Origin of the sequence: Bifidobacterium apri (genome assembly GCF_009299485.1) — a bacterium.
Classification (GTDB): domain Bacteria; phylum Actinomycetota; class Actinomycetes; order Actinomycetales; family Bifidobacteriaceae; genus Bifidobacterium; species Bifidobacterium apri.
The window spans coordinates 25269-48862 of the sequence record NZ_WBSO01000015.1 but is presented as its reverse complement, the minus strand read 5'-3'; the positions used below and the strand labels follow the sequence as shown (position 1 = coordinate 48862).

21 protein-coding genes and 1 tRNA gene are annotated in these 23594 nt (G+C 61.0%); 4 read left to right on the top strand and 18 right to left on the bottom strand.

Features of this window, described 5'->3' with window-relative positions:
- Positions 1-207 precede the first annotated feature (207 nt).
- The 6 genes from DSM100238_RS08095 to DSM100238_RS08070 all read right to left on the bottom strand — a co-directional run bounded on the left by DSM100238_RS08095 (position 208) and on the right by DSM100238_RS08070 (position 6047).
- The gene (locus DSM100238_RS08095) at positions 208-900 is read right to left on the bottom strand and encodes a SpaH/EbpB family LPXTG-anchored major pilin (protein WP_276608015.1); all 693 of its coding nucleotides are present in this window, start codon (positions 898-900) and stop codon (positions 208-210) included.
- A gap of 1067 nt (positions 901-1967) precedes the next feature.
- A tRNA-Gln gene (locus tag DSM100238_RS08090) sits at positions 1968-2038 on the bottom strand.
- 113 nt (positions 2039-2151) lie between these two features.
- Positions 2152-3171: a ribose-phosphate diphosphokinase gene (locus DSM100238_RS08085; RefSeq protein WP_152356159.1), complete on the bottom strand. Its 1020-nt coding sequence runs from the start codon at positions 3169-3171 to the stop codon at positions 2152-2154.
- 64 nt (positions 3172-3235) lie between these two features.
- Entirely contained in the window at positions 3236-3940 is a 705-nt protein-coding gene (gene nadD / locus DSM100238_RS08080; protein ID WP_152356163.1) for a nicotinate-nucleotide adenylyltransferase, read from the bottom strand.
- A gap of 59 nt (positions 3941-3999) precedes the next feature.
- Complete coding sequence (locus DSM100238_RS08075) at positions 4000-4647, bottom strand: phosphoribosylglycinamide synthetase (protein WP_240812409.1); 648 nt, start codon at positions 4645-4647, stop codon at positions 4000-4002.
- Between the two features lie 80 nt (positions 4648-4727).
- Positions 4728-6047 (bottom strand): glutamate-5-semialdehyde dehydrogenase, encoded by a 1320-nt coding sequence (locus DSM100238_RS08070; RefSeq protein WP_152356157.1) that lies wholly within the window; start codon positions 6045-6047, stop codon positions 4728-4730.
- 165 nt (positions 6048-6212) lie between these two features.
- Between DSM100238_RS08070 and thrC the strand changes: the two genes are divergently transcribed.
- Positions 6213-7697, top strand: coding sequence for a threonine synthase (gene thrC, locus DSM100238_RS08065; RefSeq protein ID WP_152356156.1), 1485 nt, complete (start codon positions 6213-6215; stop codon positions 7695-7697).
- 170 nt (positions 7698-7867) lie between these two features.
- On the opposite strand, the gene DSM100238_RS08060 is transcribed toward thrC, so the two are convergent.
- The 4 genes from DSM100238_RS08060 to DSM100238_RS08045 form a co-directional block, all read right to left on the bottom strand.
- On the bottom strand, positions 7868-8260 hold the full coding sequence (locus tag DSM100238_RS08060) for a GntR family transcriptional regulator (RefSeq protein ID WP_152356155.1): 393 nt from the start codon (positions 8258-8260) through the stop codon (positions 7868-7870).
- A gap of 155 nt (positions 8261-8415) precedes the next feature.
- Positions 8416-9075 (bottom strand): HAD family hydrolase, encoded by a 660-nt coding sequence (locus DSM100238_RS08055; protein ID WP_152356154.1) that lies wholly within the window; start codon positions 9073-9075, stop codon positions 8416-8418.
- A 57-nt stretch (positions 9076-9132) separates the two neighbouring features.
- Entirely contained in the window at positions 9133-10881 is a 1749-nt protein-coding gene (recN, locus tag DSM100238_RS08050) for a DNA repair protein RecN (RefSeq protein WP_152356153.1), read from the bottom strand.
- A complete protein-coding gene (locus DSM100238_RS08045; RefSeq protein WP_152356152.1) occupies positions 10881-11816 on the bottom strand; it encodes an NAD kinase in 936 nt (311 codons plus the stop codon). Before DSM100238_RS08045 ends, recN begins: the two co-directional genes overlap by 1 nt.
- A gap of 130 nt (positions 11817-11946) precedes the next feature.
- Between DSM100238_RS08045 and DSM100238_RS08040 the strand changes: the two genes are divergently transcribed.
- The 3 genes from DSM100238_RS08040 to DSM100238_RS08030 all read left to right on the top strand — a co-directional run bounded on the left by DSM100238_RS08040 (position 11947) and on the right by DSM100238_RS08030 (position 15256).
- Positions 11947-13410 carry a TrkH family potassium uptake protein gene (locus DSM100238_RS08040; protein ID WP_152356151.1) on the top strand — a complete coding sequence of 488 codons (1464 nt, stop codon included), beginning with the start codon at positions 11947-11949 and terminating at the stop codon, positions 13408-13410.
- 121 nt (positions 13411-13531) lie between these two features.
- Positions 13532-14185, top strand: coding sequence for a potassium channel family protein (locus DSM100238_RS08035; RefSeq protein WP_152356150.1), 654 nt, complete (start codon positions 13532-13534; stop codon positions 14183-14185).
- Positions 14186-14527: 342 nt separating this feature from the next.
- Positions 14528-15256, top strand: a complete 729-nt coding sequence (locus tag DSM100238_RS08030) for a bactofilin family protein (RefSeq protein ID WP_152356149.1) — start codon at positions 14528-14530, stop codon at positions 15254-15256.
- On the opposite strand, the gene DSM100238_RS08025 is transcribed toward DSM100238_RS08030, so the two are convergent.
- The 8 genes from DSM100238_RS08025 to DSM100238_RS07990 all read right to left on the bottom strand — a co-directional run bounded on the left by DSM100238_RS08025 (position 15226) and on the right by DSM100238_RS07990 (position 23594).
- Positions 15226-15993 carry a TlyA family RNA methyltransferase gene (locus DSM100238_RS08025; RefSeq protein ID WP_152356148.1) on the bottom strand — a complete coding sequence of 256 codons (768 nt, stop codon included), beginning with the start codon at positions 15991-15993 and terminating at the stop codon, positions 15226-15228. The genes DSM100238_RS08030 and DSM100238_RS08025 overlap by 31 nt on opposite strands.
- Complete coding sequence (locus DSM100238_RS08020) at positions 15990-16193, bottom strand: hypothetical protein (RefSeq protein ID WP_152356147.1); 204 nt, start codon at positions 16191-16193, stop codon at positions 15990-15992. The genes DSM100238_RS08025 and DSM100238_RS08020 overlap by 4 nt, the downstream gene beginning before the upstream one ends.
- Positions 16190-17224, bottom strand: a complete 1035-nt coding sequence (locus DSM100238_RS08015; protein WP_205730713.1) for an HAD-IIA family hydrolase — start codon at positions 17222-17224, stop codon at positions 16190-16192. Before DSM100238_RS08015 ends, DSM100238_RS08020 begins: the two co-directional genes overlap by 4 nt.
- A complete protein-coding gene (locus tag DSM100238_RS08010) occupies positions 17221-19215 on the bottom strand; it encodes a helicase (protein ID WP_152356146.1) in 1995 nt (664 codons plus the stop codon). Before DSM100238_RS08010 ends, DSM100238_RS08015 begins: the two co-directional genes overlap by 4 nt.
- 151 nt (positions 19216-19366) lie before the next feature.
- Positions 19367-20692 (bottom strand): tyrosine--tRNA ligase, encoded by a 1326-nt coding sequence (tyrS, locus tag DSM100238_RS08005; protein WP_152356145.1) that lies wholly within the window; start codon positions 20690-20692, stop codon positions 19367-19369.
- A 141-nt stretch (positions 20693-20833) separates the two neighbouring features.
- Positions 20834-22006, bottom strand: a complete 1173-nt coding sequence (locus DSM100238_RS08000; RefSeq protein ID WP_152356144.1) for a hypothetical protein — start codon at positions 22004-22006, stop codon at positions 20834-20836.
- Between the two features lie 260 nt (positions 22007-22266).
- Positions 22267-23082 (bottom strand): putative ABC transporter permease, encoded by an 816-nt coding sequence (locus tag DSM100238_RS07995; RefSeq protein ID WP_152356143.1) that lies wholly within the window; start codon positions 23080-23082, stop codon positions 22267-22269.
- Positions 23079-23594, bottom strand: a complete 516-nt coding sequence (locus DSM100238_RS07990; protein WP_152356142.1) for an HD domain-containing protein — start codon at positions 23592-23594, stop codon at positions 23079-23081. Before DSM100238_RS07990 ends, DSM100238_RS07995 begins: the two co-directional genes overlap by 4 nt.

Genomic DNA, 23594 nt, shown 5'->3' with positions numbered 1-23594 from the left:
TTCGTTTTTATTGATGATGAGTGGTCGGGCTATGTGTTGACGTGTAGCGTATACTAGCTGACGACCCGTCTCGCTGTGGTGGATATGCGTATGAGAGTACGAGTCCTCTGGCATCTTACCTCTCCCTCGACTATCTGCCGACATCCGCTGCCTTCGCTCGAGTATCCACCTTCCACCCTCGTCCCGTTGACTAGGATGCGCAGACGCTCACTGCTTGCGGCGCATCATGAGCATGCCCACACCGATCAACAGCAGACCGGCGATTGATGTCAGGACAATGCCCCTGGCACCGGTGGATGGCAGATACCCGCGGAAGTTCTTGATGACCAGCAGGCTGCCGTCCACAGACGAATATCCGCCCTGCGCGTACACGTTGTAGGTGAGGTTCTGCACCGCGCCATCCGTCCTGGCGTTCTCGGCCTGGTCCTTGAAGTCAGGCACTTTCACGGCAACATCGATGACGACGCTGTTCAAACGGTAGCCCGCAGGCGCCTTGATCTCCTTGAGATAATAGTGCGTCCCGTCAGCGGAACCCGCGATGCCGGCGATATTGATCTTGCCGTCCGAATCCGTCGTCAGCGCCGTCACCGTTCCGTTCGGATCGTGCTCGTACGTACCGTCAACCTGCGTGAACTTCACGTTGTGCGTGCAAGCCTGGTCGGTATACATCTGGAATTGTGCACCAGCCAGGTACTTATCGGCGTCAGCCCCATCGATCTTTCTCAACTTAAGGTTGTAGGTGTACACGTACGGATGCTCGGTCGGGGTTTTCTCCCCGCCTTGCGCCGTGTACGGGCTGTACTGGTAGGTCACATCATAGGCGTTGCCGATTGCGGTGTTGAAGGGCGCGCCGTTCAACAAGTGCGCCTGATAATACAGCTTCATCCACTTGCCTGCCAGGGATTTTTTGTTCGCAAAATTTTTGGTGGGATCCTTTCCGGTCGAGTCGCCGAAAGCCCACGTGAGCGTGGTCTTGCCACCCGCAGGAATCGGGACGGCACAAGGATGTGCAAATGCTGCTGTGGCATGTCGTTGCGTTGTGTATGCCCCGACCTACGCGATGCAACGGTATGGCTCGAGGTCGAACCATGACGATGAGACCATGCGGCCAGTGGACGATTCTGGCGGTTTGTGCATGTCATGGCATACGCGATGGAACGAATCGCCAGCGCGAACAGTAAAACCCCGTCGCATCCGGCGACTTACGTATGGCAACACACACGCAGCGCAACGCACAGTCGCGCATCGCCGCGATATCATGCACGATCCGATCGTTTCCGCATGCCACGACATACGCAATACGACAAACCACCTCATCCGCCGGCGGCGCCGGACGGTATGGAGCGAATCGCGTATGCCCGGGCATGCGCTCCGAAAGGTTTCATCATGCGAAAGCCACTGACCGTCACACCCTGAGGTGCGGTGTCCGCCGACTGCCACCAAGGTGTTGAGAGGAATCGGCTGCCACGCCCCCGGGAGCAAAGAAGGAATCATCCGCCATGCTCTGAGACTCTGAGCATGGAGAAGCCGCTCCCCCTCTTCACGCCGCGGACAGGGCGACGGATGTCGGGAATCCACGAAGTGCGTGATGTGAGGATTCACTCACACGACCCGTCGCCCGACCGCCCAAACAGCCCAAACGCGCATGTCCACCACCGGTTTTGTGAGGATTCACTCACACAACCCGCCACACAATCACCCAAAGACCCCGGACAAGCACATCCACCACCCAGAATGTGAGGATTGACTCACACAACGGGTGCCCCAAACAACCGACATGGGTTGAGACTCCAGCAGCAAGGATGCGCGAGGCAGATGCAAACAAACACAGAGACACCAGACGACACAGAAAAGCAAAACGCACGAGACCGCGAGGCCTCGTGCGTCGGTAATGCCGCTACCGGACCCGGATTGCTCCGGACCGAAGGGCGTGGGTTCCGCGTTTTCGTGCGCGGAACCGTTTCGGGTTCCCCCACCTGGACTCGAACCAAGACAAAGGGTTCCAAAGACCCGTGTGCTGCCATTACACCATGGGGGATCGGCGGCTTGCGACCGCCAAGCTTCAATTATGCCATACTCTGCCGTTTCGTCAATTTAACCGCGCGTTGCACTGTGCGACCAAACCGGTCAAGCCGACCAAACCGCAGAATATCAAGCGAACAGGAAGCCCTGCCCGTGATGCACCGGATAGGTGTCGAACAGTTCGGCGACCGAACCATCCTCGAACACCGCCTTGATGGCGCTAGCGAGCAACGGCGCTATGGACAGAACCGTCAAGCCGTCCCAACGCTTCTCCTCCGGAATCGGCACGGTGTCGGTGAGCACGACCTCGCGAGCGCCGCAGTTCTTGAGCCGCTCGACCGCCGGACCGGACAACACGCCGTGGGTCGCCACGACGGTCACGGACTTCGCACCGGCATCACGCAGCACGTGGCAGGCGCCGGCGATGGTACCGGCAGTGTCGATCAGATCGTCGACAAGCACGCAATCCTTGCCCTCGACCTCGCCAACCACACGGTTGGAGACAACCTGGTTCGGACGGGTGATGTCACGGGTCTTGTGAATGAACGCAAGAGGACCGCCGCCAAGACGCTGCGCCCACTGCTCGGCCACGCGGATGCGCCCCGCATCCGGGGAGACGACGGCGACATTGTCGAGCTGGTTGGCGAACCGGTCACGAATGTAATCAACGAGAACCGGCATGGCGATCAGATGATCGACCGGCCCGTCGAAGAAGCCTTGGGATTGGGCGGCATGCAAATCGACGCTCATGATGCGGTCGGCGCCGGCAGTCTTGAGCAGATCGAACATGAGGCGGCAGGAAATGGGCTCGCGGCCACGATGCTTCTTGTCTTGGCGCGAATAGCCCAGCAATGGACAGACCGCGGTGATGGAGCGTGCGGATGCGCGCTTCAGCGCGTCGATCATGATGAGCTGCTCCATGATGGACTTGTTCACCGGGTTGCAATGGCTCTGCAGGACGAACACGTCGGCGCCGCGAACCGATTCGGTGTAGCGCACGTACATCTCGCCGTTCGCGAAATCGTATGCCGTGGTTTCCAGCACATCGATGCCAAGTTGCTTGGCAACATCCTTCGCCAGTTTCGGGTGCGCCCTTCCAGTGACGAGAATGAGGTTTTTATCAGGCTTTCCTTCGAGGATTGCGCTCACCGTGTCTCCAAACGTTGTTCGCAGAAGTGGACGTATTTCATAGTAGCCATCCGCATTGACCGCATCAGACGCGCCGCTGCGTGTCTTGGTCGGAACCGATGGCAATGCCGCGGTACAGGCCGTGCTTGCCGATATACTGCACCACGCCATCGGGCACCAAGTACCATACGGGTTCGCCGTGAGCCGCCCGCCGCCGCACATCGGTCGACGAAATTGCCAGTGCCGGGATCTCGAGCGTGTCCACATGCCCTTCACTGAGCAGCTGCGAGGACGGACTCGTATACCCAGGTCGGGTGACGGCTACGAATTGCGCGAGATCCCACATCTTGTCGGCGTCTTTCCACCGCATGATCTCCGCGACCGCATCCGCACCGGTGATGAAGAACAATTCGGCGTCCGGATGCTGGGCGTGGATGTCGCGCAGCGTGTCAATGGTGTAGGTGACCCCAGGACGGTCGATATCGACACGCGAAACCGTGAACTTGGGATTTGACGCGGTGGCGATGACGGTCATCAGATACCGGTCCTCGGCATTGGTGACATGCCGGTCCAGTTTGAACACCGGGCGGCCGGTCGGCACGAAAATCACCTCGTCGAGGTCATACACCCATGCGACTTCGGACGCCGCCACCAAATGCCCGTTGTGGATGGGATCGAAGGTGCCGCCCATGATGCCGATACGCGGCCGGCTGTGCCAGTTGCCGCGTGCGGATCGCCGCGAGGATGATCCGGGGGTGTCAATCTGCGGGCGTTGAAGCAGGTCGGACATGCGGCGGCCGGCATCGGATTGCCCTGGCGCCGGCATATGCGACTCGGATGCGCTGTCGTTCACGCCTTGCCTCCAGGATTCTCCCCGTGGCGTCCGGCATGCGTCTGTCGTCCGGAACGACCAGGCTGCTCGGGCTGCCCGGATTGTTGCGATTGTTCGGACTGTTCGGCGATTTCTTGCTGTTGCTTGTCGGCGCTCTCGGTCTGTTCTTCGATTTCTTCGGCGGTGGGGTCGGGTTCCTTCGGGTCGATTTTGCCCATATCCTCATCCCATTCCTGTTGGACGACCCTGCGGATCTCCGCGAAGGTGGGCAGGAGGAAATCGGGCTGGTACAGCCGTCGGATCTCCGCAACCCGCTCGGTGATGCGGATCAGCGTATCCGTCATCCCGTCAATATCACCGTCACGCTCCATCGCGGCATACTTGCGGATGTAGTCTTCCATGATCCGCATATGTTCTGCGACCTGCGCCTGTTGTTGTTCGTCCAGATCGACCACATCGGGCGCGTCGTTCTCCGGCCATCCGATCAGCACTGCATCCGCATATTCCAACGACGCGCGCTGTGCGGCGGTGGCGATGCCGTCCTCGATTTGCACGAGAAAGACGTATCGCACGGTGCTCAGCCGTTCCGCCGCAATCCGCAAGGCGAGTTTGGGATCGTCCAGGTCGATGCCGCGATCGCGCGCCAATGCTTCATTCACTGCCACTTGTGTCACCTTCGCTTCCTTGGAGGTTGTGCAACCTCTTCTCAGACCGTCATCAGACCGTCATACCGATATGCCGGGATTCACCGCCGCACCTGTCCGGTACCGTAGCCGATCCACTTGGTCGTGGTCATTTCCTGCAAGCCCATCGGACCGCGCGCATGCATCTTCTGCGTGGAGATGCCGAGTTCGGCGCCGAAACCGAAAACACCGCCGTCAGTGAATCTGGTCGAAGCGTTGACCATCACCACTGCGGAGTCCACGAGTCTGGTGAAGCGTTCGATCGCGGAGTAATCCTCGGCGATGATCGATTCGGTGTGTCCGGTCGAATGCATGTTGATATGCTTGATCGCTTCGTCAAGCGAATCGACGACTTTGACCCCCATCTTCAACGCCAGATATTCGGTGTCCCAATCCTGCTCATCGGCCTGCTGAAGGTCGATGCCGTCGATGCCGGCCGCGTCGATGATACCGTACGCACGTTCATCCGCGCGCAGCACCACATTCGCTTCGGCGAGCGCCTGAGCGGCAAGGGGAAGGAACCGTTCGGCGACATCGCGGTGGACGAGCAGCTTTTCGGCGGCGTTGCACACACCGACACGCTGGGTTTTGGCATTGAGGATGATGGGAATGGCCTTGTTCAGGTCGCCTGAACGATCCACATAGATGTGGACGTTGCCCGCGCCGGTTTCGATGACCGGGACCTTGGAGTTGCGCACAACGGCTTGGATGAGTCCCGCCCCGCCGCGTGGGATGAGCACGTCGATATGGCCCCGCGCCTCCATCATCGCGGTTGCCCCCTGCCGTCCGTATGCGTCAACCGTGTCGACAAGTGCTTGGTCGAACCCGTGTTCGGCGATGGTGTCGCGGATGACGCGCAGCGTTGCCGCGTTGGTGCGTTCGGCGGCGTGCCCACCGCGCAGCATCGCCGCATTGCCGGATTTGAGGCACAGCGACGCGACATCGACCGTCACGTTCGGACGCGCCTCGTAGATCATGCCGATGACGCCGATGGGCACGCGCACTTGGTTGAGACGCAATCCATTGGGCAGGTTGTAGCCGCGCACGACTTGTCCGACAGGATCAGGCAGCGTGGCGACGTGACGCACGCCCTGCGCGCTGGCGGCGATGCGATCCACGTCGAAACGAAGCCGGTCGAGTTTGCCCTCGTCCATGCCGGATTCGAAGGCTTCCTGCATATCCTGCGCGTTGGCGGCGGCGATGTCGTCAGCATGCGCGTCAAGGGCGTCGGCGATGGCGAGCAGCAGCTCGTTCTTCGCCTCCGTATTCGCCTGTTCGAGTGCGCGTTGGGCCGCTGCGGCGGCGTCCGCCATCATGCATACGGCGCTGAAGACCTGCGCGTCCACGCGCCCTGTCTGACCGTTGTCTTCTTGGTTCGTCATAGCCAAAACAGTAGCGCACACCGCGGGCATCGCGGGGATTTCGCCCACAGGACGGGCTCAAGTGTCTGCGCACGGTGTCCATATCGGGGAACGTCAACGGTTTCTGCCCATGGTTCCCGGTAGAATACCGACCAAAAGATCCACTTTACTTTGCAAGGATGATTCGTGATCACGTTCCATAGCACTCGCAGCACCACCGATTCACTCACTTCCAAGCAGGCCATCCGCAAGGGCATCGCCGACGACGGCGGCTTGTTCGTCACCGACGCGCTCGGCGACACGCAGATCGACGTCGCGTCCCTTGCCGGCAAGTCCTACCAGCAGATCGCCCAAGAGGTGCTTGGCGCGCTGCTGCCGGATTTCACTGATGACGAGCTGGCGCAGTGCGTGCGCGACGCTTACGGCGAGCAGTGGACGGATCCGGCGATCACACCGCTCAAGCCGTTGGGCGACGATTACATTCTTGAGCTGTTCAACGGGCCGACATCCGCGTTCAAGGACGTCGCGCTGCAGATTCTCCCCCGTTTCATGGCGCATACCGCTCCGACCGGCGATCCGAACGAGAAGATCATGATTCTCACGGCCACGTCCGGCGACACCGGCAAGGCCGCATTGGCCGGTTTTGCCGACGTGCCGGGCACGGGCATCACCGTGTTCTACCCGGAGGGCAAGGTCAGCCAGGTCCAGCAGTTGCAGATGACCACGCAGGCGGGGTCGAATGTGAATGTGTGCGCGGTGCGCGGCAATTTCGATGACGCGCAGAGCGCCGTCAAGCGTATTTTCGGCGATCGCGAGCTCGCCGAACGCATCGATGCTCAGGCGAATGTGGTGCTGTCATCCGCCAATTCCATCAACGTGGGCCGTCTGGTGCCGCAGGTCGTCTACTATTTCTCCGCTTACGCGCAGCTGCTGGAGCGTCAGGTCATCAACGCGGGCGACGAAGTCGAGTTCTGCGTGCCGACCGGCAACTTCGGCGACATTCTCGCCGGCTATTACGCCAAGATGCTGGGCTTGCCGGTCAAGCATCTGGTTGTCGCGAGCGACAAGAACAACGTGCTGTTTGACTTCCTGACCTCCGGCACGTATAACCGCAAGCGTCCGTTCTTCCAGACGATCAGCCCGTCGATGGACATCCTGATTTCCTCGAATCTCGAGCGCATGCTGTATTACATGTCAGACAAGGATACGCGTCTGATCCAGATGCTGATGAACGATTTGAACCAGTGGGGCGCCTATGAGGTGCCGGCAGAGTTGTTGGCGAAGATCCGGCAGCTGTTCGGCTGCGGTTGGGCCGATGAGGACCAGGTGCGCGCGATGATCGCGGACTGCTGGCAGAAGAACCATTATGTGATCGACCCGCACACGGCATGCGGATATTACGTGATGCAGCAGATGCCGCGCGACCCGCTCACCCCGCGCGTGTTGTTGAGCACGGCGAGCCCGTACAAGTTCCCGCGTGTGGTCAACGAGGCGCTGGGTTGGGATGCGTCCGGCTCCGATTTCGACTGCATGGACGTGCTTGCCGAGCACAGTGGGACCGAAGCGCCGAAGGCGTTGCGCGGCCTTGAGCATGCGGATGTCCGTTTCACGGATGTCGTTGATATTGACGGCATGCCCGGCTATGTGGAGCAGGCTGCGGACCGGTTGTAACCGACGCCGGGCACCGGCTCGGACGCGACGGTTCGCGCGCGTTCCGCGGATTCACGACAAGGGCGGTAGCAGGTTGAGTGTCACCTGCCACCGCCCTTTCTGTTGTGTTATTTGGCTGGCGTGCCTCGACAGCGTTTACGCGATTCGCGCCAAAGACGACCCTGGCCGCCCTAGCCGAGACGCTGCTGTTCCAGGTCGGCATAGATGTCGGCGAGCATTTGCTCCAGTTCCTGCATGGATATATTGGCACGCTGGGCGGCGGCACACGCCTCCTCGAGGTTTTCGCGGGTTTTGGTCAGCAGACGGCGTCGAAGCACTTCACCGCTGCGGAGCGCGACGAAGGTGCCTCTGCCCTGCTCATTGCGCACGATTCCCTCGTCTGCGAGTTCGTCATACGCGCGGGCGACGGTGAGCACGGACACACCCAATTGTGCGGCGAGCCGTCGCAACGAGGGCAACGGTTCGCCTTCGGTAAGCTCACCGGAGTAGACGGCGGATCTGATCTGGGTTTTCAACTGCTCGTATTTCGGCTTGTCTGATTCATCAGATACCGCGAACTTCATCGTGTCTCCCGCCTCGAAGCGACGGCATGCCCTCGCCGGAGCCGATGCGAGGGCATCCGCCAACTGTTATGTTGTTCTTTATATCAGTATATCAGTCTGCCGTGATTGCCATGCCGTCATGAACGACGCCGACACAGCCAATCCCCGGTTCGATTTCACAGACGCACCGGAGCGTCATTGAAATCAAACATAATCCCGTCGGCTTCATCGCAGATCGTCGCCCAATCCGCATCAGAAGAATCGTCGTGCATCGCCCACGCGCGCATGCCAGCTGATTTCGCCGAGCGGATTCCAATCAGAATGTCCTCGAACACCGTGCAGTCCCGAGGCTCGACACCCAGCAACTGAGCCGCCTTGAGATACACGTCAGGCTCTTCTTTGCCGGCATCCCCGACCTCATCGACACTGCACACGACATCAAAGTACTCTTCAAGCCCGGTGTGACGCATCGCAGCGACGCGCATACTCGGCAGCAACGTCGTAGCGACCGCCAGTTTGGCGCCGCTCTGCCGCAAAAACGCAAGATACTGCAACGCATGCGGCTTGGCCTCGACAATGGTCGCATACGCGTGCGTAGCCATCTCAGTCCACTCGTTCATCAGGTCTTCAGGCGTATCGTCCAAATCAAAGCGCTTGATCGTGTATTCGGCGATCTGCCGGAACTGCATCGAGGAAACGGTCGTCATGTAATCGTCAGGCACGTCAATGCCGCGTCTGCCAAGGAAATCGATATCCACCTGATCCCACACGCCCATGGAATCGAGCAGCGTCCCGTCGAGATCGAAAATCGCCGCCTTACCGCTGTTGGCACCCATGTCGCACTCCTTTCTTCGACCCCGCCGCCGCATTGCGACGGGACATACCGTTGACTGCTACTCTACACTCGCCGAAAGCAATTCCCGCGCATGGTCGAGCGAAGTTCCCGATTCGCTGCCGGAAAGCATCCGGGCGATCTCCCGCACACGGTCCTCCCCGTCCACGCGCGTCACCGTGGTCGTGACCCCGATCCCGCCAGGCTCGTCAGGAAGCGTCCCCGCGGCGCCTTTGCTCACCACGTATTGCTCCTGCGCCCATGAAGCCACCTGCGCCAGATGCGTGACGACAATGACCTGTGAGGAGCGGGCGAGTTTCGCCAGCCGTCGTCCGAGCTCCGCCGCGGCTTTGCCACCGACACCAGCATCGACCTCATCGAAAATGAACGTCATATCCGCCGCCTCCCCACGCCGCTCCGCGATCGTCAGCTCAAGCGCGAGCATCAGACGGCTCAGCTCGCCGCCCGAGGCGCTCGACCCCATCGGAAGCGGTTCGGAGCCCGGGAACGGAGTGAACGCAAACATGATGTCATCCATGCCATGAGCATCAAGCGTCCGCATCACATCGGCATCATCAACCTCATGCGGAACGACTCGGACATCAAGACGGGACCCGGCCATCGCCAGTTCACCGAGTTCAGCGGTGACACGCTCACCCAGATCACCTGCGGCTTTCTGTCGTGCGGCGCTCAGCTCGCGCGCGGCATCCAGCGCTCTGCGGGCCAACCGGTCACGGTCGGCACGCAACTGTTCGAGCTTCTCCGGGCTGGCGTCCAAATCCTCCACTTCAAACGCCGCCTTGTCACGCCATGCGATCACGTCGGCGAGTCCCGGCCCCCAACGCCGCGTCAACTCCCCCAAGTCATGGATACGCGTGTTGATCGCGTCGAGATCGCCCTCATCATCGTCATCATCAGTCTGCCGCGACAAAGTGAATACGACATCCGACAGATCGGCTTCGATGGAATCAAGCCGTTGCGCCAACTGGTCATACGTGTCATCACCGTCGACGCGAATGGAACGCAGGCTGAGCGCGGCACGCCTGACCAGATCGGTCGCGCCGCTGGAATCGGCGTCCGTGTCCAGCTGCGATGCATCCAACGCGGCGATCGCGCCATTAACCCCCTGTTGGATGGAGGCGGCGTTTTCGATACGGGAGCGTTTGGCTTTCAGTTCCTCGTCTTCGCCCGGCTGGGGGTCGACCTGGTTGATCCGTTCGATGGACTCGCGCAGATAATCGGCACGCTGCCGAACATCCGCCTGTTGATGTTCCAACGCATCCAAGCGTTCGTCCATGGCCTTCAGCGCGTTCCAAGCCTTGCCGTAAGCATCAACAAGCTCGGCATCGCCGGCATAGGCGTCAAGCACCTCACGCTGTCTTGCGGCGGAGGCGATGCGCAGCTGATCTGCCTGCCCGTGGATGGTGACCAGATGCTCGGAAACCTTCTGCAGTACGGAGCGCGGCACGGTATGTCCGGACAGCACCGACCGCGACCTGCCGTTCACCGGCACCGTGCGGGACAAGTACAATTCCCCTTCGTCAGCGGCAGCATCAACGCCCGCATCCTTGGCTTGCATGACCGCCGGATTGTCCTGCGCGACGGCGAATACGCCTTGCGCCCACGCTTCCTGAGCGCCGGGCCCCACTCGCCTGGACTGGGCGGGGCCGCCGGAAATCAGGCGAATCGCACTTAACAGCATGGATTTACCGGCACCGGTCTCGCCCGTAATGGCGGTCATTGCGCTTGACGGCGCAAGGCGCGCGTGGTGAATCGGTCCCAAGTCGCGTATCTCGAGTTCCTCAAGCATCAGCAGGTTCCCTCCCGTGCCGTGTTCCCTCCGGTCGTATGATGCGTCTGCTGAGTGCGGCTGTGCTCACGCCAACCGACCACCGGAAGATCGAATTTAGTGACAAGCCGTTGCGTGAACGGCACACCCGACAGACGCGCGAGCCGCAGCCTGCTCTTCGATTCGCGCACCTCGACGCGCGTGCCTTTGGGCAAAGCCCGCTGCCGCCGACCATCGCAGCAAATCCAGCCGTCCGACGTTGAATTGTCAAGAATGGTCATGGTGAACGACGAGCCGGCACCGATAATCAAGGGCCTGGCGAACAGGGCGTGCGCGGCAAGCGGAACCAGTTGCAACGCCTCGACATTCGGCCAGATGATCGGCCCGCCGGCGGAGAACGCGTACGCGGTGGAACCGGTCGGGGTGGAGACGATGACGCCGTCACAGCCGAACGAACTCATCTCCACGTCATCGACGCGGATGGACAACTCCACCATCTTGCCCCGGTCGGAACGCTCCAGCGTGATATCGTTGAGCGCCCAATCGCTCAAAGGCGTGTCCGCCCCCGGCAGCCACACGTCGACATGTGCGATCATGCGTTCGTCGATGGAATAGTCATGGTCTGCGACACGCTGGATCGCATCGCTCATCTGGAAGCTTTCAAATTCCGCAAGAAAACCGACATGCCCCAGATTCACGCCCAGAATCGGCACTTTCGTGCAATGCACCAGTTCCGCCGCACGCAGGATCGTCCCGTCACCGCCAAGGACGACGACGATTTCCGTGTCGTCGTCGATATGGGCGGTCGGTTCCGCAAACCCCGGGGCTTCAACATTGTCGATAATCGAAACGTCGAATCCAGCACCGCACAACCGATCCACCGCCTCGGAAACCACGGTGCCGCTCTCGCGCAACTTGGTATGCGTCACGACAACCGCCCGCCGTTGCAAAGCCATACGCCGCCCTTTCACCATCGCACACAGGCCGCCGCCGATGGGCGGACCCGTCCTAGTGCTCCATCCTAGTGGAACTTCATCTAGAATAGCGGCAGAGCCCATGTATCGGCACGCGTAAGGAGCGCAGAAAATGTCGAACCTCGTCCTGGACGAGTCTTCCATGAACCGTGAGGCCTCGCGCGGCTACAGCTGGTGGTTCTCCGGCGACGCGTTCGAGCGTCAGGCGGCCCAGGACAGCCGTCCGCCCCGGCGTAACCTGTCGGCGAAATTGTGGTCGCATCCCGGACGCCTGACCATTCTGTATTTCTTCGCGCTCATCGCCGTGGCGACCGTACTGTTGGAACTGCCGGTCAGCTCGCACGACCGCACCGTCACCGACCCGGTAGTCGCGTTCTTCACCGCCGTCTCAGCCGCTTCCACATGCGGCATCCAAGTGGTCAACACCACCACCCACTGGTCGTTGTTCGGGCAGGCGGTCATCCTGCTGGCCGTCCAGTTCGGCGGTCTCGGCGTCATGACCTTCGCTTCCCTGATCGCGCTGGCTGTCAACAAACACATCAAGGCATCACAACGCATGCTCACCGCCACGGAAATCGGCGCCACCAAACTCAGCGAGACAAAAGGCGTGCTCAACGCCGTGCTCGTGACGACCCTGCTCATCGAGGTCATCACCTTCCTCGCCCTGTTCCCCGGCCTGATCCGCGTCAATCACGGCAATATCAGGCACGCCTTGTGGGAGGCGCTGTTCTTCGCGGTGATTTCCTACAACAACGCCGGGTTCACGCCCGACGGCGCCGGTCTACACGTCAACAGCTGGGCCGTCGGCCTGCCGGTGTTGCTCAGCGCGTTCTGCGGCACACTCGGCTTCCCCGTGCTGCTCAACCTCATGCGCGCGGCACGCAAGCACACCCCGCCGAAACGGTGGACTCTGCACACGAAAATCACCTTGATCGCCACCTTCTGCATGGTGGCTGTCTCACTGCTATGGTTCAGATGCGTCGAATGGAACAACCATACCTTGTTCTCGCACGCCGATTTGCAGACCCGGCTGCGGTACGCGCTCACCGCAGCCGTCATGCCTCGCACCTCAGGGTTCGACCCCTCGTGGGTGCCCGATGTCAGCGATCCGACGAAAGTGTTCATGAGCGCGGTCATGTTCATCGGCGGCGGCAGCACCTCCACCGCCGGGGGAATCCGCGTGACGACATTCGCCGTGGTGTTGTTCGTATGCCGGGCTGCGTTCCGCGGCAGGCACGATGTCACCGCCTTCCGCAAGCGCATCAGCGAGCGCACCACGATGACCGCGGTGAGCATCATGACCACATGCCTGACCTTGGTGTTCACCGTGTCTTTGGCATTGATGGTGGTGTCCGGCTGCTCGCTGAGCAATGCGCTGTTCGACACCTGCTCGGCGTTCGGGCTGGGCGGGTACACAGTCGGTGTCGCTGATCAAAGCGATCCGGCGGCATTGCTGTTGCTCGCCATGACGATGATTATCGGGCGTATCGGCCCGATGACCATCGCGTATGCGATCAACCGGCCGTCCGAAGCGCAGGCGGTGCATTTCCCTGAGGAGCCGATTATCGTGGGCTGAATACCCGTGCGGGTATACTGGCAGGCAGCATGTCGAGCGACAGCACCGAGCGGCAGGCCAAGCCGCGCGGTTTCGCTGAATGGCTGTCGGTGGGGCGCATGTGACGGAAAGGGATGGATTGATGGCAGATAAGAATCGGAGCGTTCTCGTGGTGGGGCTCGGCCGATTCGGCAGTTCGGTGGCTTCCACGCTTGACGAGCTCGGCCAGGACGTGCTGGCGGTGGACAAGGATCCGGTTCTGGTCAACCGTTGGTCCTCGACCATTCCGACAGTGCAAGCGGATATGACGGATGTGCTTGCCGTCGAGCAGATCGATGCCGGCACGTTCGGCACGGCGGTCGTCGCCATCGGTGACAGCGTCGAGGCTTCCGTCATCGCCACCGGCAATCTGCTGGATGCAGGGATCACCGATCTGTGGGCGAAATCCGTCTCCAAGGAGCACGCGCGCATCCTGCAACGTATCGGCGCACGCCATATCATCAACGCGGAAATGGACGCAGGCAAGCGCGTCGGACATTTGGTGTCCGGGGATTATCTCGATTACATCGAACTTGAAGGACCGCATACCGTAGTGAAGATCCATACGCCGGCGCAGGTCGTCGGGTATTCGGTCGGCGACGCGCGGATCCATTCCCGGTACGGGGTCACTGTGGTGGCTGTCCAATCCCCCGGTCAGGAACTCCAATACGGTTCGAAAGATATCGTCATGCATCGCAATGACGAGTTGGTCATCATGGGCAAGCAGGATCAAATCGACCATTTCATGCGCGGCTGAACGCCTGCGGCGCCCATGGGCGCATGGCTGGGCGACCACCGCAGGTGGCGACGGAGCACGGCACATCGATCTGGACTCGGGGATATACGGCACCTCCACCCGAGCATCGTCTTACAGCAACGCGCAGGATACATCCACGGATTTGCCGGCTTCCTTTCCGGTTCGCTATACTTGAGGCTCATCATGTGACATTCGGCCGGGGAAGGCCACGTCACACGGCACTGCCCTCGCCGCCGAGGGATTTCAAGGCGTGGGCAACCCAGTGGAAGGGCGAAGATGACCACGGAAGGCCTGCGACACCCACGACTGTCCGCAAGCGGGAACCGCCCCGCAGAACATTCCATGCACAGACCACGCCCGGAACGGGGTCTTGACCCGTCATACACGACAATCATCCACACGGACAACCGCAGCCAACCGCTCGTCGTGCGGCAAGCGAAAGTGCTCGGCCGGTTACATGCGCCGCGAATCGACGGAGGCGCCCTCATCTGCGAGAACGCGCGAATCATCTGCGACGGCGATCTGCGTGTTTCGACCATCATCGGGTACGGGACCATCATCGTCCAAGGCGAGACGACATGCACAGAACTCGATTTCGTGGGCGATATCCGTTGCGCAGGGCAAGTCAGGTGCTGCGGCACGGCAAGAGTGGCAGGCATGCTGCAGGCTGAGGGAGGGCTGGTCGCGTGCACCTTGGATATGATCGGGGTGCTGAGCGCTCCGCGCCTGGTGGCGAACGGTTCAGCGATTATTGACACGTTGGGCGACGGGTTGTGGGCGCATCGGACGCTGCCCTGCCGGGACTCACACAGTATGATTCGCAGCATTGAGGCACACCAAGTCGAAGCCCGCAGGTTGCATTGCGACCAGATCAACGCCAAATGCATCGTGCTGAAAGATGCCAGCGACGTACGAACCGTGCCGCTCGAAGCCCATCTGACCGTCGATGAAGGCTCACGAATCCGCTTCTTCGAACGCCATGACGGGCATCTGCTCGCGGCAGGACGCATGATACCGACCGCAATACAGCCGTTTCATTGTCAAGCGCGCGCCTGCCCGGTACGCAGATAGAGCAGATATTCCACATTGCCGAATGTCCCCTCGATCGGCGAAACCGAAGTGCCGCACACACTCATCGCATGGTCTTGGGCGCATTCGATGACGCGAAGCAACGCTTGTTCACGCAACTGCGGATCATCGACGATGCCGTTCTTGCCCAGATTGCCGCGCCCCACTTCAAACTGCGGCTTGACTAGGACGATGACGGGCGTGTCGGGGCGCGAAATGCGCGCGATGACAGGAATCACATACGTCAAGGATATGAACGACACGTCGGAGACGATCATGTCAGGGATCCATGGCAGGTCGTCACTGGTCACATCGCGGATGTTGACGCCGCTCATGTCGATGACGCGTGGATCGGCGGCGATACGGGGATCGAGCTGGTCATGCCCGACGTCAAGCGCGATGACGCGGGAGGCGCCGCGCCGCAACAGCACTTGGGTGAATCCGCCAGTCGAAGCGCCGATATCAAGACATGCCAAACCTGTGGGTTCCGTCAGCCCATGGTCTTTGAACGCTTCGAATGCTCCGACAAGCTTGTACGCGCCGCGCGAGACATAATCATCGCCGCGATCGACGTCGATGACATCGTCGGGGTTGACGCCGAACGACGGCTTGGTCTGTACCACGCCGTTGACGGTGACGTGCCCGCCTTTGATCAGTCTGCTGGATTTGGTGCGTGTCGGAGCCAAGCCACGATCGACGATGGCGATATCAAGCCTGATGGGCGTGATGAATCCGCTCATCGGCGTGCCGTCCCTTCGTCCAAGGCGTGCTGCAATCCGGTGAGTACGCCGCTGAGTGCCTTGATGCGTTGTGCATCATCCATCTGCTGCCATCCATGCAGCTGGGGGTACCGGGCTTCGAGCGCCGGCGGTACGGCATCGTTCCCGGTGTCTGCATCCCGAAGACCGTCACCGGGAACGTATGGGGTATTCCCGCTCATGCCAGATCAAACCTCGCATCTGACGTATCCACGGGCTGTGAGGCATCCATCGTGGACCACGCGGCGCACAAGGCGGAACGCAGCGCATTGATATCGTGCGGGCCGTCGATGCGCAGCACACCGTCGTTGACGCTCGCAGTGGCGTCAACGCACCGCCATGAGCCATCGGCTTGTCGTACCGGCTGGGGCATGGGTTCGAGCAGTCCGCGCAAATCAGCCGCGACATAGGTCGGACGCAAATGCTGCGGAGCATGGAGCAGCTGCTGCGGGTCGGTGACACCGGTGAGGACGGCGAAGGAATCGTATCCTCCCCGATTGCCGGCCTCGATGTCGGTATCAAGCCGATCGCCTATGGCAAGGCACTGTTCCCGTTCAACAGGCGTGGTGCCGTCATGAGCGGCAAGCAATCTGGCTTCGTCGTACATCGCGGATTCCGGTTTGCCCGCCGATGCGATCGGTTCGACACCGGTGGCGTTGATCACCGCTTGGATCATGGAACCGCAACCTGGGGCTACCCCCAGTTCGCGCGGGATGGTCAGGTCGCGATTCGTCACGAAGTATTGTGCGCCCTGTTCAACAGCGTATGCGACCTGTGCCATCTCCTCCCAGCTCATCTGCGGATACCATCCTTGGATGACTGCGGCAGGATGGTCTTCGGCGCGGCGGACAACGCGCAGTCCGAGGGCTGCGACTTCTTGCGCCAGATGATCCGCTCCGAGCACCAGCACGGGCGAGCCCGCAGGAACATGACGGGCGACCATCCGCGAGGCGACGACCGAGGACGTGATCACTTGCCAAGGTTCGACGTCAAGACCGAAACCGCGCAGCTGATCGGCCACGACACGTTGGAACCGCGAAGAATTATTGGTCGTGTATTCGATGGTCATGCCGGCGTCCTGCGCGCGGCGGATGCTGTCCGCCGCGTGCTCCACAGGAAGCTTGCCCCGGTACACGACCCCATCAAGGTCGAGCAACGCGAGCCGGTATGCTTCGGCGAGCGGCTTGTCGCTGCCGCCAAGCAGCTTGCTCATGCCTGTTCGCCGTCCGAATGCTCGGCGGACTTGTCAGCGGAATCAGCGGCGGAATCGTCTGCCGCGGACGCATCGGCGGTCTCCGACGCCTCAGCATCGGATGCTTCTTCATCCTGCTGCTCGGCGTCCTCAGCCTCGGGCTCAGCCTGCTCGGTATCCTCTGGCTGTTCCGCGTCTTGTTCCTCCGGCGCATCCGCCTGCGAGGCGTTCGCATCGGCTTCATTCTGCGCCTGCTGGGGTTCCTGGTCGGCTTGTGCGCCGTCCTCGGTTTCCTCGGCCGGCAGTTCGGTCTCGTCATCGTCGTGCTCGGAATCTTCTGGAGCGTACTTGGCGTCGTCCTCGCTGATTCCTAATTCCTCGAGCAGATCCTCAGGCAGGTGCTCCAAATCGTAATCGATAACGATATCATCAGCCGACTGCTCGTCTTCGTCTTCTTCGGCGTACTGCGCTTCGAGACGATCAAGCAGATCATCGAGCTTCGCAGCCTCGTCGTCACGTCCCGCTTGCTCGAGGAAATACTGCTCCGCTTGAATCGCCCGCATGCGATATGCACCCGGCAAGCCCTTCGAACGCCCCAACTGGTGAGCGGTTTCAATGGCCTTGTCCCAAAGCTCCAAATCGCCAAGAGCGCCGGCGTATACGAGGAACATCTCAGCCTTCGCCTCGCCGTTCAGATTGCGGGCTTCGTCGGACAACGCGATTTCGATGGCCTTCTTCGGGTGTCCCACACCACGTTCGCAATCGGCGATCAGCGGCAGATAATCAGGATAGCCGTTCATACGATAGGCTGTACGGAACTCGCGCAATGCCAGCTTGTATTTGCCTTGACGGTACGCCACGAAAGCGAGGGCTTCACGGGCGAAGTCCACACGCGATGCTTGGCGCGCCGCCCACTGCGCGTGCTCCAAGGCGGCTTGCGGATCATCCTGCTCGAGGGCATATGCGGCGAGGATATGCAGCCCGACGTTCTCGGCGTGCTCCTTGGACAGGCCGCGCAGACGTTCACGCTCGTCGGTGGAGAGCATCGACCACGTCAGGCCTTTCGGCATCTTCGGCTCGCCCGGGCGCCGATCCGTATACGGGTTCTGGGACGGGTACGACACCGTGCCATCGGAGTTGCGCCGCGGCTTGGACATGTACTCTTCGCGCTTGCGTTCACGCCACTGCTGACGCTCTTCACGGTTGAATTCACGGCGCTCTTCACCGCCCTGCTGGGCAGTGTCGTTATGGCGCTGATTCCGGTGCTCGTCGTTGCGCCAGGAACGACGTTCCCCGTTGCCGCCGCGATGATTGTCAAAGGGACGACGATGGTCATCGTGACGATACCGCGGATTGCCGCCTTCTCGGCGATCCTCACCGTCGCGGCGCGGACGGTCGTATCCGCCCTTGCGGTCGTCATGGCGGAAGTTCTTGTTGCCGTAGCCGCCACGCTTGCCGTAATCCTTGCGATCGCCACGATATCCGTGATCATCGCGACGCTGTCCGTCGCGATCACGATAATCACGCTGCTCGCGGGGCGCCTCGTCGCGTCGGTCATCGCGATGGTCGTCGCGGTGGAAATCCTTGCGGTAACCGTCTTTGTGGTAGCCGCCCTTATGGAAGCCGCCCTTATGGAAATCCTTACGATAGCCACCACGATGGTCGCCGTCACGGTGTTCGCCGTCACGATGGAAGTCCTTGCGGTAGCCGTCGCGGGAGTATCCGCCGCGACGCTCGCCGTCATTGCGACGCTCGCCGTCGCGATGGTCGCCGTCCTTGCGGAAACCGCCCCTGCGATCGCCATCGCGGTGGAAGTCCTTGCGATAGCCGTCGCGACGCGGTCCCTTGTGGAAGCCTTCGCCGTCGCGCTCGCCGTGCCCGCCATGGCCGTATGAGCGTCCTTTGCCGTTGCCGCGAGGCTTGAATCCCTTGCCTCCACGCGATCCGGGACGGCGAGAGCCGAATGCTTTACCGTCCCCGCGTTTGCCGTTGCCGTGTTGTTCTTCTGCCATACGTCTGCTTTCCGTGTTTCTCGTGCGACAGGGCCTCGAGGACACCGCCGCACTCATATTGGTTGTTGTACTGGTTGTTGCTGTCGTTGAATCGTGTCATGACGGGTAATTGATATCGCCCGTTCCACCCTTGGCTTACGCCGAGCCGTGGTTATTGCGCGCGCCGGACCGCGCCCAGTGCCTTCTTTCCTCGTCTGATCAGCGCGTAGCCGCCTTCGAGGAAATCGTCCTCGGCAAGCAGCTGGTCCTGGTCTTCCACACGCTGGTTGTTGATGTATACGCCACCGGATTTGATGGTTTTGCGGGCTTCGGACACGGATTTGAACAATCCGGCTTTGACGCCAGCCTCAGCCACGCGGTCGCCCGTCGAAACCTGGGCGAACACGCGACGGCCTTCACCGTCATCGACTTTCAGCCCCTCGATGGCGGCTTCCAAGGTGTCTTTGCCGATGGTGCGCAAGTCACCTCCACGGCCGAACAATGCGGCGGCCGCGTCGATCGCCTGCCGGGTGGCTTCCTCACCGTGCACGAAGCTGGTGACCTCCCATGCAAGCGTTTTCTGCGCTTCGCGGGCGCCCGGGTTCGATTCGACTTCGCCGGCGAGACGTTCGATTTCGCTCTTGGGCAGGAACGTGAACACCTTGAGCAGCTTCACGACCTGGTCATCGGGCTGGTTGAACCAGAACTGGTAGAACTTGTAGGGGCTCAGCATGGTCGGATCGAGCCACATGGCGTTGCCTTCGGACTTGCCGAACTTCTTGCCCTGGGAATCCGTGATAATCGGGCTGGTCATCACGTTCACGGACGCTCCCCTCACCTTGCGGATCAGGTCGAGGCCGGAGGTGAGATTGCCCCACTGGTCGGCGCCGCCGGTTTCCAATACCACGCCGTAATCGTCATACAGGTGCAGGAAGTCGTTGCCTTGCAGCACCTGGTAGCTGAATTCGGTGAACGAGATGCCTTCTTCGGAGTTGAGACGGCGGGCGACGGTTTCCTTGCTGAGCATGGTGCCCATGCGGAAGTTCTTGCCCACGTCGCGCAGGAAGTCAATCACCGACATGTTCGCGGTCCAGTCGTAATTGTTGACGAAACGCACGGCATTGTCGCCCTCAGTGTCGAGGAAGCGCGAAATCTGCGTACGCAGACGCTCGACCCACCCGGCGACGATCTCCTTGGGATTGAGGGTTCGCTCACCGCTTTGGCGCGGATCGCCGATCAGGCCGGTGGCGCCGCCGACCAACGCGTAGGGCTGGTGGCCGTCCGCCTGAAGGTGACGCATGACGATGAGCTGCACGAGGTTGCCGATGTGGAGCGACGGCGCCGTAGGGTCAAAGCCGCAATAGTAAGCAATGGGATTCCCGTTGAGAGCGGCTGCAAGCTGCTCCTTGTCGGTGGACTGGTTGATGAGTCCGCGCCACTCCAGCTCCTCCATAGGTGTGGAGAAGCCGGCGTCCCTGTAATTCCTTACCTGGGCCATGATGCTCCCTCTGTTGTTGTCATGCAGTGCCGTGTGCTGTACCGGCACGTACCGCGACCCCGCCGCACAGACACACTCAATCTCATCTATTGTGCCAGCTCATGCCGACAGCCGGGCATGGCCCGAGCCCGGCCGACACGCCTACTGCCACTCGGGATATTGCGACTGGTCAGGATATCGCGGCTGGTCGCCATCCGGCTGGATACCAGATGGCTGAGCGGTGAACGACTGCGGCTCGAACAGCTGCGGGGCATCAGGGGCGGATCCGGCATCCTGGGACGAGACGTCGAGCTGCAATGCGGACGATTGCTGGTCCGGGCTCGGCTGCGGGAAGAAGGTCTGCGGCTCGAACGTTTGGGGCTCCGGCGATTGCGGGGCGAACGACTGCGGTGTAAAGAATTGCGATGGTGACGATTGTGGGGCAAACGACTGCGGTTCGAGAGGTTGTGCCCCGGACAATTGCGCCCCAGCCGACTGCTGTTCAAACGATAACGGCTCGAACGTCTGCGGCTGATTGCCGTTCTGCGGCTGCTCCCGCATCGGTTCATCGGCCTGCGGCTGAGGTAGGAACTGCTGTTGCCCCGCATACTGTGGCTGTACCGGATATTGCGGCTGGAACGTGCCGAACTGTGCCTGCGACAGATCCGGCGACACCGGCATGCTGGGCGCGGTCGCCTGCTGCTGCCACGCCAGTCTCGCCATCTTCGCTGCTTGTCTCTTCTGGCGGAACATCTTCCACACGTAGGAAATCACTCCGATGAAGAAGGCGAGCACGTAGCAGCCGGGTCTGACCAAATCATGGGAATCTATCGATTTGACGCCGTAGCCCATGCTCCGGGAGAACTCCTTTGTCAGATCCTTGTTCGCGTTGTTGGCTATGGTGAAGAGGATGGAATACCGCTTTACATACACGCCGCCCCAATACCCTTGGTCGGAGAATTCAAGTCCGTTGGGCACACTCGTCAGCCCTGTCGCATCGGATTTCAGATCGTCTTTGTAACGGGACAGTGACTTTTTCGCGTCGATTGGGTCCAGCGCCTCGAGATAGACCACGACGATTTCGTCATTATTCGGGACGGTGGCCAAACTGCACGAGCCGAAGGTGATCTCACCGGAGCGCAAACGTGACAAATCAACGTTGAAGAATTCCGCGGCATTCGAGCAAGAGTCTCCCAAATCCTTGACCGTCATGCCGTGTTCCCTGGCCGCCTTCGAGAAGTCCTCCGGGGTTGTCCCGGTATCGACGCTGCAGCCACCCAAGGGCAGAATCATGCCGCACAACAATGCGAAGACCAGAATGAACCGACTGAGCATGCAATCCGCGCCAGCACCACGTCTTGTGCGCACGGCTGCGGCCCTTGGAACGAATCCTTCTGACGCGGCGGTTTCCTTGTCTCTCGCGGTTACTAAACCACCCATGGTTTCCCCGTTCTCTTACAGGATTCCAAAGTGTGCCTGACTGGTTTCCTTGGAAATTCCTTGCCTCACTGCTCTCTCATTTTTCATTAAGATATCATCATGCTTTGACAGATTCGCGTTAAATCGCACACATCATCGTGTTCGATTTTGCATATTCACCGATTGTCGCCGTCGGCCGCATCACCACCGTCGCGGTCGATCAGGTGTCGAACGGTTTCGATGAGTGAATCGTAGGCGCTGGACGTGGTGGAAGTCAGACGCGGGAATGCGCCGATCATGCGGCGCTGCTGCGCACTGAGCACACTCGTCGCCGCATCGCGCAGCCGCGTAAACGCCTCTTGGGAGGATTCCGACCAAGCGCGCATCCGACGCGCAATCGTCGGCTCTTCCCAGACAGGCAGGCTCTCACCCGCCTTCGAAGCGTACTCTTGAATCACGGCCTTCAGCCTATCGAGATTCTCCTCGAAGCCGGCCATGCCGCGGATGGTCACGACAACATCCGCAGCCAGTGCCACCGCGCAGACGATACACACGGCGTGCAATGCGGCAGGCGGAATCACTGACGTCATCGCCGCGACCAAAGGCTGGGCGACTTTGACGATGAGCACACCCGCAGCGCCGAAGACTACCGCGCCAAGCAGGCACACCCGTCCTTGGATATTGAACCGGCGACGGCTGTAATCCCACCATCGCGCATGAAACAGCTGCTCCATACCCCATGATGTCACGTATTCGAGTACGCTGGCGCCGCCTGCCGCCGCAACGAACACAACCGCAGGGTTAGCGATGCCGCTGAGCAGCAGCACGGCGAGCACCGCCCCCACCCCGTATATCGGGCAGAGCGGCCCATTGAGGAATCCCCTGTTGACCCACCGACGGCTGGTGATTGAAACGAGACTGGATTCATAAATCCAACCGACGACACTGTAGCCGACGAACCACAGGAACGGCTGTTCGAACGCCACGATCATGCGCGTTGCAATCGCGGACGCCGGGAATGCTTGCGCGGCTTGGTGAACCGCGCCGGCGACAGGGTCTCCCGCGTAGCACTGACCTTGTCGGCGAGGGAGACGATGTAGCCCTCAAGATATTTCGGCGGGATCGGTGTCAGCGGGAACATGTGCCGGGCGATGCTGTCACGCTCGACGGCTCCAAGCTGGAAATCACGCGAAGCGTTGAGCAGTGCGGTCTGCCCGTGGGTCAATCCGTGCAGGCGGTGCGTACCGTTGTCCCACTCATGCCAGTCATACAGGAAGTAATCATGCAGCAGAGCGGAGCGCACGAGCGCACGCTGATCAACACGATTCCACAGGTGCATCCGGTCCGCCAGCCAAATACTCAGGCAGGCGACCCGGATGGAGTGGGCGAAGGTCGTCACCGACCCGTGCTGGTAGCAATCACGCTCGATGCGCATATGCCGATGCAGGATGATCTCCTCACCCTGACGTTCGACGATGCGCTGAATCTGGATGCGGTCGAGCAT

Coding starts and splice junctions, on each gene's coding strand:
- DSM100238_RS08060 (WP_152356155.1), bottom strand. CDS start 8,260: ATGAAGTTCGCGGTATCTGATGAATCAGACAAGCCGAAATACGAGCAG.
- DSM100238_RS08030 (WP_152356149.1), top strand. CDS start 14,528: ATGCACAGACCACGCCCGGAACGGGGTCTTGACCCGTCATACACGACA.
- DSM100238_RS08000 (WP_152356144.1), bottom strand. CDS start 22,006: ATGCTCAGTCGGTTCATTCTGGTCTTCGCATTGTTGTGCGGCATGATT.
- DSM100238_RS07995 (WP_152356143.1), bottom strand. CDS start 23,082: ATGATCGTGGCGTTCGAACAGCCGTTCCTGTGGTTCGTCGGCTACAGT.
- DSM100238_RS07990 (WP_152356142.1), bottom strand. CDS start 23,594: ATGCTCGACCGCATCCAGATTCAGCGCATCGTCGAACGTCAGGGTGAG.
- DSM100238_RS08010 (WP_152356146.1), bottom strand. CDS start 19,215: ATGGCAGAAGAACAACACGGCAACGGCAAACGCGGGGACGGTAAAGCA.
- DSM100238_RS08055 (WP_152356154.1), bottom strand. CDS start 9,075: ATGGGTGCCAACAGCGGTAAGGCGGCGATTTTCGATCTCGACGGGACG.
- DSM100238_RS08040 (WP_152356151.1), top strand. CDS start 11,947: ATGTCGAACCTCGTCCTGGACGAGTCTTCCATGAACCGTGAGGCCTCG.
- DSM100238_RS08025 (WP_152356148.1), bottom strand. CDS start 15,993: ATGAGCGGATTCATCACGCCCATCAGGCTTGATATCGCCATCGTCGAT.
- DSM100238_RS08035 (WP_152356150.1), top strand. CDS start 13,532: ATGGCAGATAAGAATCGGAGCGTTCTCGTGGTGGGGCTCGGCCGATTC.
- DSM100238_RS08020 (WP_152356147.1), bottom strand. CDS start 16,193: ATGAGCGGGAATACCCCATACGTTCCCGGTGACGGTCTTCGGGATGCA.
- nadD (WP_152356163.1), bottom strand. CDS start 3,940: ATGTCCGACCTGCTTCAACGCCCGCAGATTGACACCCCCGGATCATCC.
- recN (WP_152356153.1), bottom strand. CDS start 10,881: ATGCTTGAGGAACTCGAGATACGCGACTTGGGACCGATTCACCACGCG.
- DSM100238_RS08045 (WP_152356152.1), bottom strand. CDS start 11,816: ATGGCTTTGCAACGGCGGGCGGTTGTCGTGACGCATACCAAGTTGCGC.
- DSM100238_RS08015 (WP_205730713.1), bottom strand. CDS start 17,224: ATGAGCAAGCTGCTTGGCGGCAGCGACAAGCCGCTCGCCGAAGCATAC.
- DSM100238_RS08070 (WP_152356157.1), bottom strand. CDS start 6,047: ATGACGAACCAAGAAGACAACGGTCAGACAGGGCGCGTGGACGCGCAG.
- tyrS (WP_152356145.1), bottom strand. CDS start 20,692: ATGGCCCAGGTAAGGAATTACAGGGACGCCGGCTTCTCCACACCTATG.